Consider the following 15,049-nt stretch of genomic DNA (forward strand, 5'->3'; position numbering starts at 1 on the left):
ACAAAGCGGGTTTCGCGAACCCAATCTGCTGATGAAGATTGCCAGCCGCCCCACGGCGTTGGCGGGTCTGGTGATTATCGTCGCCATGATCCTGCTGGCTTTGCTGGCGCCGGTTATTTCGCCCTATGACCCCGCGCAATTGTCAGTGCGCAACCGGCTGCAGCCACCGAGCTGGCTGCACCTGTTCGGCACCGACGATCTGGGTCGCGACATCCTTACCCGCGTGCTGTATTCGGGTCGCACCTCGATCGCGGTTGGCTTTGCCGTGGTGATTTTCGCCTCGGTGATCGGGGTGTTCCTGGGGCTGATGTCGGGCTTTTTCCGCAGGCTCGATACGCCAGTATCGCGCCTGATCGACGCTATGATGGCCTTTCCCGACATCCTGCTCGCCATTGCCCTGGTGGCGGCGCTGGGGGCGTCGGCGACCAATGTGGTGATCGCGCTTGGCGTGGTTTATGCCCCCCGGCTTGCTCGCGTCGTGCGTGCCTCGACTCTCGTGATCCGCGAACTGCCCTATGTGGAAGCGGCGCGGGCACTTGGCGTGCCAACGCATGTTACCCTCGTGCGCCACGTCCTGCGCAACGTCACCTCGCCCCTGCTGGTGCAAGCCACCTTCATCTTTGCCAATGCGATCCTTGCCGAAGCCGGGCTGTCGTTCCTGGGCGTCGGTATTTCACCCGATATCCCCACCTGGGGCACGATGATCTCCGTGGGCCGCCAATATCTGGAACAGGCCCCCTGGATCATGTGGTTCCCGGGCGGCGCCATCATCCTCACCGTACTTTCACTGCAACTCGTGGGCGACGGTCTGCGCGATTTTCTTGATCCGCGCCTCGCCAAGGATGTCTGATGTTCGATAACCGTTTCAAACCGCAAGCACAGAACCTCTTGATCAAGGGCGCCAAGCCCGTCGGCTTCGCCCAGCCGGAGCTGCCGCCGGTGCTCGATGTGCTGGTTGGCGCCGATGGGGCCATTCTCGATATCAGCGCGAGCCTGACCGCCGACAACGCCAAGACCGTTGCCGCGAACGGCGCCTTCATTTCGCCTGGCTGGACCGATCTGCATGCCCATGTCTGGTATGGCGGCACCGATATCTCCATTCGCCCCGAACAGGGCGGCGCGGCGCGTGGCGTCACCACCATCGTCGATGCGGGATCGGCCGGCGAAGCCAATTTCCATGGCCTTCGCGAATTCATCATCGAGCCGGCGCGCGAGAACATCTACGCCTTTCTCAATCTCGGCTCGATCGGCCTCGTCGCCTGCAACCGCGTGACCGAGCTGCAGGACATGCGCTCGATCGATCTCGATCGCACCATCGCCGTGATCCGGGAAAACCGTGACGTCATCATTGGCATCAAGGTTCGCGCCAGCGCGGTGATCTCTGGCGGCTGGGACCTGGTACCGCTCAAGCTGGCCAAAAAACTGAGCCGCGTGCTTGATCTGCCGGTAATGGTGCATGTCGGCGAGCCCCCTCCGCTTTATGATGACGTGCTGGGCCTGTTGAGCGAGGGCGACATCGTCACCCACTGCTTCAACGGCAAGCAGGGCGGCTCGATCATCGAGGACGATGATCTGTTCCGGCTGGCCGAAGACGCCGCCAAGCGCGGCATCATCCTCGATGTCGGCCATGGCGGCGCGTCGTTCTCGTTTGATGTCGGCAAGGCCGCGCTCGAGCGGGGTCTGCTGCCCAACACCATTTCCACGGATCTGCACAATCGCTCGCTCGACACTTCGGTATGGGATCTCGCCACCACGATGAGCAAGCTACTCTCGCTGGGCATGGGCATGGAGGATGTGGTCATCGCCTCGTCCACGGCCCCCAAGCGCGCGATCCGCAAGCCGGCCGACAATCTGCTGGCCAAGGGCAAGCCGGCCGAGTTCACCTTGTTCGACCTCGTCGATGGCGATCTGGTGGTGACCGATAGCCAGGGCGCCACGAGCACGCTGCACCAGACCTTTGAGCCACGCTACGCCATTCTGGGCGCCGAGGCCGTGGTTGCACATCGTCACCACCCGATTCCCGCCGGGGCGCCGGGCCACAAATGCCCCAGCTGCGGGTGGACTGCATGACGGGAACGCTGCCAGCAGACACCATCCTGTCGGTTCGTGACCTTCGGACCTGGTTCGAGAGCAAGCGCGCCACCGCCAAGGCGGTGGACGGGGTAACCTTTGATCTCAAGCGCGGCAAGACGCTCGCCGTGGTCGGGGAATCGGGCTCGGGCAAATCGGTCACCAGCCTGTCGATCATGGGCTTGCTGGCCAAGCCGGGACGCATTGCCGGTGGCGAGATCCTGTTCCGCGATCGCAAGGAGAAGGTGCACGATCTGGCGCGTTTCGCGCCCAGCCAGTTCCGCGCCATGCGGGGCAGCGAAATCGCGATGATCTTCCAGGAGCCGATGACCTCGCTCAACCCGCTTTATACGGTGGGCGACCAGATCGGCGAGATGATCTCGCTCCATACCCGTCTGAGCCGCAGCGAGGCGCGGGCCAAGGCGCTCGAAATGCTCCAGCATGTGGAGATCCCCGATGCGGCACGGCGCCTGGATGACTACCCGCACCAGATGTCGGGCGGCATGCGCCAGCGCGTGATGATCGCCATGGCGCTCAGCTGCGACCCCTCGCTGCTGATCGCCGACGAGCCGACCACCGCGCTCGACGTGACCATCCAGGCGCAGATCCTCGATCTCCTGCAGCGCCTGCAGGCGCAGTTCGGCATGTCGATCCTCTTCATCACCCACAATCTTGGTGTGGTGGCGGAGATCGCCCATGACGTCGTGGTCATGTATGGCGGGCGCGTGGTGGAACAAGCGCCAGTCAATGCGCTGTTCGCCCACCAAAAGCACCCCTACACCAAGGGACTCCTCGCCTGCACGCCCGATGCCACCCGCGACCTGGGGCAGGACGGCGAGCGCCGGGCGCTGTATTCCATTCCCGGCTCGGTTCCCCCCATCACCAATCTGCCGCCAGGCTGTGCCTTCGAGCCGCGCTGCCCCATGGCCATCCCGGCCTGCCGAGCGGCCCTGCCGCCCTTGATCCCGGCCGGACCAGACACCTTCTCGCGCTGCATCAGGACCCATGAGCTATGATTGAGGCAGTCGATACCAAGCCCCTTCTGAGCCTGCGCGGGCTGACCAAGCATTTTGGCGGCCGCAACGGCCAGATCGTCCATGCCGTCGAAGATGTGAGCTTTGACATCGCGCGCGGCACCACCGTGGGTCTTGTCGGTGAAAGCGGCTCCGGGAAGACCACCGCCGGGCGCTCGATCCTGCGGCTCGTTGAGCCCACCAGCGGGCAGGCGATCTTTGATGGCACCGACATCTTTGCGCTCAAGCCGCGCGAAATGAAAGAGTGGCGCAAGCGCCTGCAGATCGTCTTTCAGGACCCCTATTCGAGCCTCAATCCCCGGTTGCGCATCGATGCCATCATCGGGGAAGCCCTTGATGCCCGCGGTTATCCGCGCGGGGCCAAGCGGCGTGAACGCATTGCCGAATTGCTGACCCTGGTTGGCCTGCCAGCCGATTATTCCCGGCGCTTTCCGCATGAATTTTCAGGCGGCCAGCGCCAGCGCATCGGCATTGCCCGCGCCCTGGCGGTTGAGCCCGATTTCATCGTTGCCGACGAGCCGGTTTCCGCGCTCGACGTTTCGGTGCAGGCGCAAGTGCTGAACCTGCTCAGCGAGTTGCAGCAGCGGCTTGGTCTGACCATGCTGTTCATTGCCCATGATCTAAGCGTCGTTGAATATCTCTGCGATGAAGTCGTGGTGATGTATCTCGGCCGGGTGATGGAGCGCGGCCCCTCGCGCCAGGTTTACGCCCATCCGCGCCATCCCTATACGCGGGCCTTGCTCGCGACCGCTCCCGTGCCCGATCCAACCCGCAAGCGCACCCATGTGCCCCTGCAGGGCGATATTCCTTCGCCGATCAACCCACCCTCGGGGTGTGTGTTCCGCACGCGTTGTCCCATGGCCATCGAGGCTTGCGCGCGGGTCGTTCCGCCCGTCGAGCATATCGGCGCCAATCATCACGTCGCCTGCATTCGCCACGGCGAGCTATAGTATTTGTTGGAGTTCCATTTATGAGCATTTCCGAGCTGGCCACGCGCCCGGATGCGTCCCCCTATGAGCGGCTCAAGGCGCTGGGGATCGTCTTGCCCGCAGCGCCCTCGCCGATCGCCAATTTTGTGACCCATGTGATCGATGGCAAGCTGTTGTTCCTGTCAGGGCAGGGGCCGACCGAGACCGACGGCACGCTCCACACCGGCAAGGTGGGCGCCGATGTTTCGGTTGATGCGGCCTATGCCCATGCCCGCCTTACCGGCATCAATCTGATTGCCGTGATGCAGGCGGCCTTGGGCGATCTGGGGCGCGTGCGCCGCATCGTCAAGCTGCTCGGCATGGTCAATGCGACGCCCGATTTCGAGGCCCATCCCGCTGTCATCAATGGCTGCTCGGATCTGATGATCGAAGTGTTCGGCGAGCAAGGGGTGCATGCGCGCTCCGCCGTGGGCTTTGGCTCGCTGCCCAACCAGATCACCGTGGAAATCGAAGCCATCGTCGCCTTTGACTGAGCCGATCCGGCCCAACCCAATCGCTGCCGCATCAACCGGGCAGCCCATCAATCGAGAGTTATTTGCATGACACAGGATATTCGCAGCCAGCTGGGACTTCGTCCGGTGATCAACGTTTCGGGCACCATGACCTCCCTGGGCGCCTCGATCGTCGTTCCCCAAGCCGTGGATGCCATTACGCGCGTCCTCACCGAGTTCGTGGAAATGGGCGCCCTGCATCGGCGCGCCAGCGACGCTATCGCCGATCTGACGGGTGCCGAGGCCGGCTTTGTCACCGCTTCATGCTCGGCCGCGATCAGTCTCGCTGTGGCGGCCGCGATTACGGGCGACAATCTCTGGGCGATCGAGCAGCTTCCCGATGCGGGCAGCCTCAAGAATGAAGTCCTGATCCAGACCGGCCATATGGTCAGCTATGGCGCGCCGGTGGAACAGGCCATTCGCATTGCCGGCGGCAAGGTGATGCCGGTCGGCCAGGCCACCAGCGCCCACGGCTATCAGCTTGAAGGCGCCATCACCGAGCGGACTGTTGCTGCGGTGTTTGTTGTGTCGCACCACGTCGTCGATTACGCGCAGATCCCGCTCAAGACCTTCGCCGAGATTTGCCATGCCCGCGGCGTCAAGGTGATCGTCGACGCCGCATCCGAATACGACCTGCGCAAGTTCCTGGCCGATGGCGCCGATGTGGTGCTGTACTCGGGCCACAAGTTCCTGGGTGGGCCGACCTCGGGTATTTGCGCCGGCGACAAGGAATTCATCCGCAACATCTATCTGCAGAACCGCGGCATCGGCCGGGGCATGAAGGTGGGCAAGGAAGGCATTGCCGGCGTCATCGCGGCTCTGGAAGCCTGGAAAGTGCGCGACCACGACGGCATCCGCGCGCGCGAACAGGCCGCACTCGATCTCTGGCTTGAAACCCTGGCCGACAAGGCCGGCGTAACCGCCACCATTGTGCCCGATCCCACCGACAATCCGCTGGATCGACTTAAGGTGACGATCAATCCAGAACTGGCACGCATCACGGCCTGGGACCTTGCCCGCGCCCTCGCAACCGGGCCGCGCCCCATCATCGTGCGCGACCACGAAGCCGAGCATGGGCATTTCTTCCTCGACCCGTGCAATCTGCACCCCAATGAAGAAACGGTCGTGGCCGAACGGCTGGTCGAAGAGCTCGAAGCGGCCCGCGGCTCCAATGAAATCATTGCCACGCCAATCCATGAACATTGGCGTGCGCAAGAGGCTGCTATATTGAAGTGGCTCGACTAAACGCCTAGACGGGCGGCACAGCGGTTGAACGACGGGACAGTGTAGTGAGCGACATCCTTAGTGCAACTGAGCCGGTTCGTCGGACGCGCACCAGCGGCATCGATCGGGCGCTGCAGATCTTTGATCATCTGCAGCAGCTCGAACGATCCGCCACTGCCTACGAAATTGCGAGAGCGGTCGGTGCGCCGCTCTCGACCATTTATGCAATCATCGACGATCTCGTCGACAAGGATCTGCTGGACCGCGACAGCAACGGGCTGATCTGGTTTGGCCCGCGGATGTATCATTATGGCTTGAGCTATGCGCGCAGCCTCGATTTGCTGAGCGCGGCGACCCAGGAGATGCACGAACTGGCGCGGCTGTCGGGCGAGACGGTGCAGATCTGCGGCCGCGACCAGGACATGATGGTGGTGCTGGCCATGGAAGATGGCACTGGCCAGTTCAATGTCAGCTCTCGAGTGGGCTCGCGCAGCCCGCTCAACTGGACTGCTTCGGGCAGGCTGCTGGTCGGCCACCTGCCACGCGAGGAACTGCTGGGCATCTTCGCGCGCTCCGCCCGCGTGTCCCCGACCGGCCGGGCCGAAACCGACCCTGCGGTGCTCGCCGACAATGCCCATGAGGCGCTGGCGCAGGGCCTCTCCATCCAGGCCGGCGAGTCGGATTATGCCGTAGCCTGCATCGCCGCGCCCGTATTGGATCGGAGCGGTCACTGTCACGCCACCATGTCCATCGTGGTGCCCGAACACAAAGTGCAGCAAAAAGACCCCGATCTCATCGCCCTGGTGCGCGACAGCGCTCGCCGGGTGGAAAGCCGGTTGGGCTGGCTGCGCTGAAATTGCCGGGTATGGCGTGGCGGCCTACCCGGATGGCAGTTTCATCAACTCCCTCCACAAAACTACCTTGCCACGACACATAAGTCTGTGCTTATGTGTCGGACATGAGTGACGTGGATATCTTCAAGGTCCTGGCTGATCCGACCCGTCGCGGTGTGCTCGAGCGGCTTGCTGCCGCCGAGATGACGGCGACCGAACTGCGACAGGGCCTCGCGATATCCCAACCCGCCATGTCGCAGCACCTGGCAGTGCTGCGTCAGGCGGGTTTGATCAGCGAGCGGCGCGAAGGCCGTTTCGTCAACTACCGCGTTGAACCCGATGGTTTGGCGCCACTGCATCAATGGCTGGCTCGATATCGCGCCTTCTGGCCCGATCGCATCGAGTCCCTCAAGGATGTGCTCAAGGAGATGGACCAGTGAAGATCGATGCAGATGCCTTGGTGTTCGAATGCGCTCTTGAAGCTGCTCCCGAAAAGGTCTGGCGGGCGCTGACCATCCCGGTGTTGCTGGAGCGGTGGCTGCGCCCTGCGCCGGGCCTGGAGCTTTCAGTGGTCAACGCCGAGGAAAACCATACTCTCACCTATCGCTGGCGCGAGCAGGGGCAGGGGGCCGTCGTCGGGGCAGAGGAAAGCCTCGTGACCTTCGAGCTCACCCCAACCGATGAAGGGGGCACCTGGCTGACGCTGACCCACGCACCGGCGCTTGCCCCAGCCAGCGCCAACGACAATCGGCGCGGCCCCCTGATGCTGGCCGCCTGACCCAAGCCAAACAGCAGCTTTGAATGGAGATCGCCCATGCGCGACATGATGCAGCTCGTCCCTATGGTCGTGGAACAATCAAGCCGGGGCGAAAGATCATTTGATATTTACTCGCGCCTGCTGCGCGAGCGGATCATCTTCGTCAATGGCGAAGTCGAGGACAACATGGCTTCGCTGGTCTGCGCGCAGCTGCTCTTTCTTGAGGCGGAAAACCCCAAAAAGGAGATCTACCTCTACATCAACTCGCCCGGTGGGGCGGTGACCTCGGCCATGGCGATGTATGACACGATGCAGTTCATCAAGGCGCCGGTGGGAACGCTTTGCATGGGCATGGCGATGTCCGCGGGATCGTTCCTCTTGATGGCGGGCGCGCCGGGCAGCCGCATCTGCCTGCCCAATGCGTCGATCATGCTGCACCAGCCGAGCGGCGGCTTTCAGGGCAAGGTCACCGACATTCTCCTGCATGCCGAGGAAAGCATGCGCCTTAAGCGGCGGATGCATAATCTTTATGCCAAGCATTGCGGCCGCACCTATGAGGAAGTGGAGAAGGCCCTCGAACGCGACAATTTCATGACCCCCGAACAAGCCCGCGACTGGGGACTGGTAGATCATGTTTACCATGATCGCAGTGAAATCGAGGGCGGCGAAGCGCAGCCCTGAACCCAACATGTAGGGGGAACGCCCGGGGCCACCCCCTTGGGCACCCCTTCTTTCCTGCACTTTGGCGGGCCCGGCAGCGTGCTGCGCGGCGAGCGAGGATCGGAACCAGACCGGGCACGAGCGCATTGCCCGCAATAATGCCCGCCTACCCCAATGGGGTGGGCCCGCTCCGTCCGGTGTGACGGCGGCACGCCAAGAACCCGGCAAAGCCTTCCCGCCGCACCGACAGACATCAAGCCTAGATGTGCCGGCAAAGCCAAGCGCGTGGAGAGCACGAATGGCAAGAACAGACTCTCCCAACTGGATGCTTTCCGAAGCGCTTGAGGCGCTGGCCCGCGCCGAACGCATCCAATCCCAGTTCTTTCGCATCTCGACAGCGACGGCCGCGCGCGAGCCGCGCTGGGAACCGCCCATCGATGTGCTGGAAACCGAGCGCGAAGTTCTGGTCTTTGTGGCCTTGCCGGGTGTCGATCCTGAACAGGTGGAAGCCGGTATCGAAGATGGATCGCTGGTAGTGGCAGGCCGCCGGACCTTGCCGCCCGAACTGCGTGCGGCGGTGATCCATCGGCTGGAACTGCCGCAAGGGCGCTTTGAACGGCGCATTGCGCTGCCGCCTGGGCGTTATTCCGTGCGCCGCTTTGCCACCAATGGCTGCGTCGTGTTCAGCCTGACCAAGCTCGGGTGAGGAGATCGTGCCGTGACCGATACCCAGAATGCCCAAGGCGCCGCAAGCGACGACAAGCCCCTGGAACTGCCCAGCGATTCCCTGATCATCGTTGCGGTCCGGGACATGGTGCTGTTTCCCGGAATTGTTGTGCCCCTGACGCTGGGGCGCCCCAAATCGATTGCCGCGGCCCAGCAGGCGGTCAAGCAGGAACGCCAGATCGGCATCGTGCTGCAGCGCGATCCCCAGCAAGCCGATCCCGGTCCCGACGACCTGCACCGCACCGGCACTATGGCCAATATCGTGCGCTACATCACGGCCCCCGACGGGTCGCACCATCTGGTGTGCCAGGGCGTGCACCGGTTCCGGGTGCTCGATTACTTCCCTGGAACACCGTTCCCCGTTGCACGCGTGCTTGATTTGCCCGAGGTGGATACGCGCTCGCCTGAAATCGAGGCACGTTTCCTCAACCTCCAGCACCTCGCGGTTGAAGCCGTGCAGTTGCTGCCCCAGGTGCCCCAGGAATTGCTAGCCGCCATCCAGGGCACAACCTCGCCGTCCCAACTGGCGGATTTGGCAGCCGCCTATATGGACATGAAGCCCGAGGAAAAGCAGGAGATCCTCGAAACCCTCGACGTTACGGCGCGGATGGACAAGGTTTCACGCGTCCTGGCGCAGCGTGTCGAGGTGCTGCGGCTTTCCCAGGAAATCAGCCAGCAAACGCGAACCGCACTCAACGAGCGCCAGCGCGAAACCCTGCTGCGCGAGCAGATGGCAGCCATCCAGCGCCAATTGGGCGAGGACGAAGGCAAGTCCCAGGAAATCGCCGATCTCAATGAGGCGATTGCCAAGGCCGGCATGCCCGAAGAGGTGGAAAACCAGTGCCGCAAGGAATTGCGGCGCTATGAGAGAATGCCCGAGGCGGCCGGCGAAGCGGGCATGATCCGCACCTATATCGATTGGCTGATCGAGCTGCCCTGGACGCTGCCCGAGGAAAGCCCGATCGACATCGCCACCGCCCGCCGCATCCTGGACGAGGACCATTTCGGGCTGGAAAAGGTCAAGACCCGGATCATCGAGTATCTGTCCGTTCGCAAGCTCAACCCCGATGGCAAGGCGCCGATCCTGTGCTTTGTCGGCCCTCCCGGCGTCGGCAAGACCTCGCTGGGTCAATCCATTGCCCGGGCAATGAACCGCCCCTTCGTGCGCGTCAGTCTGGGCGGTGTGCATGACGAGGCGGAAATCCGCGGTCACCGCCGGACCTATATCGGCGCGCTGCCCGGCAACATCATCCAAGGCATCCGCAAGGCGGGGGCACGCAATTGCGTGATGATGCTCGATGAAATCGACAAGATGGGCCGGGGCGTCCAGGGCGATCCGTCCGCCGCCATGCTCGAAGTGCTCGATCCCGAGCAGAACCGGACCTTCCGCGACAATTATCTTGCCGTACCCTTCGATCTTTCGCGCGTGGTCTTCATCGCCACCGCCAATATGCTCGACACCATTCCCGGGCCGTTGCGCGACCGCATGGAAATCATCAGCCTCGCCAGCTACAGCGAGCCCGAAAAGCTGCAGATCGCCCGGCGCTATCTGGTCCAGCGGCAGCTGGAGGCCAACGGGTTGCGCCCCGACCAGGCCGAGATCGATGATGAGGCGCTCAAGTCCATCATCCACAGCTACACCCGTGAAGCCGGTGTGCGCGGCCTTGAACGCGAAATCGGTCGCGTCCTGCGCGGCGCTGCCATGCGGGTAGCCGAAGGCACGGCCGAAAAGGTCAGCATCAAGGCCGCCGACCTTGAGGAACTGCTGGGTCCCGCCCATTTCGAGAATGAAGTGGCGATGCGCACCGGGGTTGCCGGAGTAGCGACCGGCCTTGCCTGGACGCCGGTGGGCGGCGACATCCTCTTCATCGAAGCCACCCGCGTCCCGGGCAAGGGGGCGCTGATCCTCACTGGTCAGCTTGGCGATGTGATGCGCGAAAGCGCGCAGGCGGCGATGAGCCTGGTCAAAAGCCGTGCGGGCGTGCTGGGGATCGATCCTTCGCTGTTTGAAAAAAGCGACATCCATGTGCATGTGCCCGCGGGCGCTACGCCAAAGGATGGACCCAGCGCCGGGGTGGCGATGACGACGGCGCTCGTCTCGCTGCTGCTCGACCGCCGCGTGCGCAGCGATACGGCAATGACCGGCGAGATATCGCTGCGGGGTCTGGTGCTGCCGGTGGGCGGCATTAAGGAAAAGGTGGTTGCCGCGGCGGCGGCCGGGATCAAGCGGGTGCTGCTGCCAGCCCGCAACCGCCGCGACTATGAAGACATTCCCCAAGATGTGCGCGAGCGGCTTGAATTTGTCTGGCTCGAGAACATCGACCAAGCCGTTGCCGCCGCCTTGGAGCCCGCAGAAAGCGTGGCCGCAACCGCGGCTGAATAGCGGTTCCGCTCTGGCGCCCTACCCGATTGGCAGGCTCGGTGGGACCGCCTGCCAGCGCCGTGATGTAAAACATCTTGGCGCAGCCATACTTGGCCGCTTGCCGAGATCGCGGCGACTCTCCGGCAAGTTTTAGGCTGTTTCTGCAGGCTTTAGTACATGAATACCCCTAAACCGATTAGGGGTGGCGCGGCGTATGGTTTGCTTTGATCAACAGGTTGTAGTGGGCATGGCATGTCGTCGGCGGAGATAGTCTATGGACTGGCCTCTGATCAGAATATTGGTGGCTGATGCATATCCGGTGGTCCGGAGTGGCCTGCATCGCTTCATCGGTGCCGAGCCTGGCCTTGAAGTGTGCGGCGAGGCAGGCAGCGGGCACGATGCCGTACAGCTTGCCCTTCAGCTGCGCCCCGATCTCGTGCTGCTCGACCCCGCCATGCAGGATCTGGCGGGCACCGGGATCCTGGACCTGTTGCGCATCGACTGTCCCGAGTCCCAGGTTCTTATCTTCTCACTGCCAAGGGAGGAAAGCGAACTTCGTGAGCTGATCCTTGCCGGCGCCAAGGGGTGCGTGTTCAAGAACGACCCACCCGAGATCGTTATCAGCGCCATTCGTGCCCTCCATTTTGGCCGCCCATTTTTCTCGCCCGCGCTGGCCGAAGCGGACCTACAGGCCTGCCTGCAACTCGCGTTGTGCCGGGCTGATGGAGGTGGCGGCGATGCCATGACGCCGCGCCAGCTCGAGGTTGTGCGCCACCTCGCCGAAGGCCTCGGCAATAAGGAGGTGGCCCAGCTGCTGGGCATCAGCATCAAAACCGTCGAGACCCACCGCGCCACCATCATGCGCAAGATCGGAGCACGCTCGGCGGTGGATTTGGTGCGCTACGCCATCCGCCATAACCTCAGCCCACTCTAGCTCCCCGCCAGCAACGCGAAGCTAAGTCTCTCAGGGAATCCCCGATTGTGGTTGGCTTGAGCCAGCCGAATACTGGCCGTGCCCGGCATCAAGCCGGAGTGTTACATCAGGTGGGTATCGGCTATGCCTCATCTTTGCGCCCAAGGCGCCACCACGATCCTGTTCTGCGCCAGTCTCGTTTTTGTTCCGGCTGCCTTGGGCCAGGACCGATCCAGCCAGGATGAAGCTAGCCAGGAACAAATCACTCAAAGCCAGGGCGGCAAGGACCCACTGCTGCTGATCGACCAAAATGGCTTCATGCTGCGCGGACATCTGCAAGCCGGTGTGAACGGGGTCGTCGAGCACAATCTATTCTGGGATCTGGCCGATCTGGTTGCCCCCGGCGTCGATACCGACGCACAATGGCTGGAGGGCTATATCGAGCCGGGGCTGAGCTTTACCCTTGATCTCGACAATTCGGTGGTCCTTTACGGCAAGGTTTCCGCCATTGCCTCTGGCACCCTGGGCATTGACGCGTTCGATACCGGCAATACCGGGGCGATCACCCTCGAAGAAGGCTATCTGGCGCTCCGCACCACCAACCAGAACGGCCCGACCATCGACCTGTCGCTGGGGCCGAGGGATTTCGTTGCCGGCAGTGGCATGCTCCTGGCCAATGGCGGCTCGAACGGCTTTGAGCGCGGGGCCCTCAAGCTCGGACCGCACAAGGCGTGGGGCATGGCAGCCCTGGGCACGATCGGGCTCGATGACGTCAAGGGCACCGCCTTCTATCTTGAGCCCAACGAGCAGCGCGACAACGAAACCGGCACCAAGATCGTCGGCGTCGATCTGCGCTATGACAAGACGACGCAAACTTTTGTCGGCGGCACGCTTGGCCATGTGCCGGAGTCCACGTCGCCCTATCCCAAAGCGGCACCCGGCGGCATCGGCGCGCCCGAATTGATCCCGGATGGACGCAAGGGGCTCAGCTTTATCAACCTTTATGGTCGCGGCAACCCGTTCAATCCGGAGAACGAGAGCTTCTTCCTGTCTGGCGACATCGCCTATGAATGGAACCCACGGATCGACATGTCGGCCTGGGGCGGGCGAGCGCAGATCGGCTACACCTTTGCCGATGCGCCCTGGACACCATCTCTGTCCTACACCTTCCAGACCTTTTCGGGCGACGATCCCACGACCTCGCGCTTCGAACGCTTCGATCCGCTGTATTACGAAGGCAGTCCCGATGCCTGGGCCACCGGCTCCAAGTCATCCCTGGTCTTCAACAATTCCAATGTCAACGCGCACCAACTGGCGCTTTCAGTCAAGCCGACCCAGGTGGATACGATTACGCTGCGTTACGCCCATATTCGGGCCAATGAGTTGGGCAGCCCAATTCAGTTCGGCCAGGGCGCAAGAACCATCGAAGTTAGTGGCCAGCCCTATCAGATCGCTGGCGTCACCAACGCCCATCTGAGCGACGATTTTTTCATCGAGTACAACCGCGTTCTGAGCCCCAATGCCTTTTTGACGGCCGGGTTCAGCGTGTCCATCCCGGGTGAAGGCATTCGCGAGATCACCCAGAAGGACACGATTTGGTCAGGAGGATTTGTCAATGTCGTGGTCAATTTCTAGGCTGAGCCTGAAGACGGGCCTGTTCTGCGCTCTGCTGGCGGTTCCGGCGCTGGCCCAGGATGCACCGGTGCTCAACGCCGCCGAATCTGACCCCAACAAGATGGGCTGGATGGTTGGGTCGCCGCCGCCTGAAGACAAGATCATCCGCGTCGATGATCCCGACGCCTATGCCTTTCCCAAACTGCGCTGGACGGTCTGCCATTTCCGCCAGCTGATGCCGACGGTCAATGTGAGCCGCGGGCTGGGCGATCCCGTTCCGCTCGAGGAAGTGCTCGATCCCGCCGTTGATGCGATCACCTTCACCCCCCTCGGGGGCGACACCACGATGACATGGGCGGAGTCGCTGCAGGCGAACTACTCGGACGGCGTCATCGTCATGCATGACGGTGTGGTGGTCTATAAGCGCTATTCCGGTTGCCTCACCGATCTGGGGCAGCATGCCCTGATGTCGGTGACCAAGTCGGTTACGGGCCTCCTGGGTGAAACGCTGGTGGTGGAGGGCAAGCTCGACGAGAATGCGACCGTCGGCTCGATCATCCCGGAGCTGGAGAACAGCGGTTTTGGCGATGCCACGGTGCGGCAGGTGCTCGATATGACCACCGCGCTCGATTATTCCGAAGATTATAACGACCCCAACTCCGATATCTGGACCTATTCGGCGGCCGGCAATCCTCTGCCCAAGCCCGCTGACTACAAGGGGCCCCGGACCTATTTCCAGTATCTGGAAACCGTCAAGAAATCCGGAGAACACGGGGAAGCCTTTGGCTATCGGACCATTAATTCCGACGTGATGGGGTGGATCATCTCCCGCGTCACCGGCAAGCCGATCAACGAGGTGCTTTCGGAACGCATCTGGAGCCAGATGGGCGCGGATCAGTCCGGGTACTACACGGTGGACTCGATCGGCACGCCCTATGCAGGCGGTGGCCTGAATGCCGGGCTGACCGATCTGGCCCGCATTGGCCAGTTGATGCTCGACAACGGCTCCATCAACGGCAAGCAACTGGTGCCCGAAGAAGCTATTACCAGTATCCGTGCCGGCGGCAGCCCGGAAGCCTTTGCCAAGGCCGGCTATGACCTGCTCAAGGGCTGGAGCTATCGGGCGATGTGGTGGATCACCAACAACCCCCATGGCGCCTTTATGGCCCGCGGCGTGCACGGCCAGTCCATCTATGTCGATCCCGAAGCCCGGATGGTGATCGCCCGGTTCAGCTCCCATCCGCAAGCGACCAACTCGGCCAATGATCCGACGAGCCTGCCGGCCTTCGAGGCGCTCGGCAACTATTTTGCGGCCAAGTAAAGCTTAGGCCCGTCCTGGCTCCGGGTGGGGCGCATATTCCCACCCGGACAAAGCG

The 15,049-nt window shown here is 62.8% G+C and carries 15 protein-coding genes; all 15 read left to right on the top strand.

The genetic code is table 11. The features are described from left to right. Nucleotides 1–31 precede the first annotated feature (31 nt). Nucleotides 32–850, top strand: a complete 819-nt coding sequence (locus ELX51_RS01335; RefSeq protein WP_248305306.1) for an ABC transporter permease — start codon at nt 32–34, stop codon at nt 848–850. Next, nucleotides 850–2,070, top strand: a complete 1,221-nt coding sequence (locus ELX51_RS01340) for an amidohydrolase/deacetylase family metallohydrolase (RefSeq protein ID WP_127751825.1) — start codon at nt 850–852, stop codon at nt 2,068–2,070. The genes ELX51_RS01335 and ELX51_RS01340 overlap by 1 nt, the downstream gene beginning before the upstream one ends. Next, nucleotides 2,067–3,086, top strand: a complete 1,020-nt coding sequence (locus ELX51_RS01345; protein ID WP_127751826.1) for an ABC transporter ATP-binding protein — start codon at nt 2,067–2,069, stop codon at nt 3,084–3,086. The genes ELX51_RS01340 and ELX51_RS01345 overlap by 4 nt, the downstream gene beginning before the upstream one ends. After that, nucleotides 3,083–4,054, top strand: a complete 972-nt coding sequence (locus tag ELX51_RS01350) for an ABC transporter ATP-binding protein (RefSeq protein ID WP_127751827.1) — start codon at nt 3,083–3,085, stop codon at nt 4,052–4,054. The genes ELX51_RS01345 and ELX51_RS01350 overlap by 4 nt, the downstream gene beginning before the upstream one ends. Nucleotides 4,055–4,074: 20 nt before the next feature. Then, entirely contained in the window at nt 4,075–4,566 is a 492-nt protein-coding gene (locus tag ELX51_RS01355) for a RidA family protein (protein WP_127751828.1), read from the top strand. Nucleotides 4,567–4,632: 66 nt separating this feature from the next. Continuing rightward, nucleotides 4,633–5,829, top strand: a complete 1,197-nt coding sequence (locus tag ELX51_RS01360; RefSeq protein WP_127751829.1) for an aminotransferase class V-fold PLP-dependent enzyme — start codon at nt 4,633–4,635, stop codon at nt 5,827–5,829. Between the two features lie 44 nt (nt 5,830–5,873). Then, complete coding sequence (locus tag ELX51_RS01365) at nt 5,874–6,662, top strand: IclR family transcriptional regulator (RefSeq protein WP_127751830.1); 789 nt, start codon at nt 5,874–5,876, stop codon at nt 6,660–6,662. A 104-nt stretch (nt 6,663–6,766) separates the two neighbouring features. Beyond that, nucleotides 6,767–7,081, top strand: a complete 315-nt coding sequence (locus tag ELX51_RS01370) for a metalloregulator ArsR/SmtB family transcription factor (RefSeq protein ID WP_127751831.1) — start codon at nt 6,767–6,769, stop codon at nt 7,079–7,081. Then, nucleotides 7,078–7,419, top strand: a complete 342-nt coding sequence (locus tag ELX51_RS01375; protein WP_164854704.1) for an SRPBCC domain-containing protein — start codon at nt 7,078–7,080, stop codon at nt 7,417–7,419. The genes ELX51_RS01370 and ELX51_RS01375 overlap by 4 nt, the downstream gene beginning before the upstream one ends. 36 nt (nt 7,420–7,455) lie before the next feature. Next, nucleotides 7,456–8,079 carry an ATP-dependent Clp protease proteolytic subunit gene (locus ELX51_RS01380; protein WP_127751833.1) on the top strand — a complete coding sequence of 208 codons (624 nt, stop codon included), beginning with the start codon at nt 7,456–7,458 and terminating at the stop codon, nt 8,077–8,079. A 277-nt stretch (nt 8,080–8,356) separates the two neighbouring features. After that, nucleotides 8,357–8,764, top strand: coding sequence for an Hsp20/alpha crystallin family protein (locus tag ELX51_RS01385; protein WP_248305214.1), 408 nt, complete (start codon nt 8,357–8,359; stop codon nt 8,762–8,764). Between the two features lie 12 nt (nt 8,765–8,776). Next, on the top strand, nt 8,777–11,167 hold the full coding sequence (gene lon / locus ELX51_RS01390; protein ID WP_248305215.1) for an endopeptidase La: 2,391 nt from the start codon (nt 8,777–8,779) through the stop codon (nt 11,165–11,167). A gap of 253 nt (nt 11,168–11,420) precedes the next feature. Continuing rightward, on the top strand, nt 11,421–12,080 hold the full coding sequence (locus tag ELX51_RS01395) for a response regulator transcription factor (RefSeq protein ID WP_127751834.1): 660 nt from the start codon (nt 11,421–11,423) through the stop codon (nt 12,078–12,080). A gap of 123 nt (nt 12,081–12,203) precedes the next feature. Next, on the top strand, nt 12,204–13,694 hold the full coding sequence (locus ELX51_RS01400) for an alginate export family protein (RefSeq protein WP_127751835.1): 1,491 nt from the start codon (nt 12,204–12,206) through the stop codon (nt 13,692–13,694). Further along, a complete protein-coding gene (locus ELX51_RS01405; protein WP_127751836.1) occupies nt 13,675–14,994 on the top strand; it encodes a serine hydrolase in 1,320 nt (439 codons plus the stop codon). Before ELX51_RS01400 ends, ELX51_RS01405 begins: the two co-directional genes overlap by 20 nt. Nucleotides 14,995–15,049 lie beyond the last annotated feature (55 nt).

The organism is Devosia sp. 1566 (assembly GCF_004005995.1).
GTDB lineage: Bacteria > Pseudomonadota > Alphaproteobacteria > Rhizobiales > Devosiaceae > Devosia.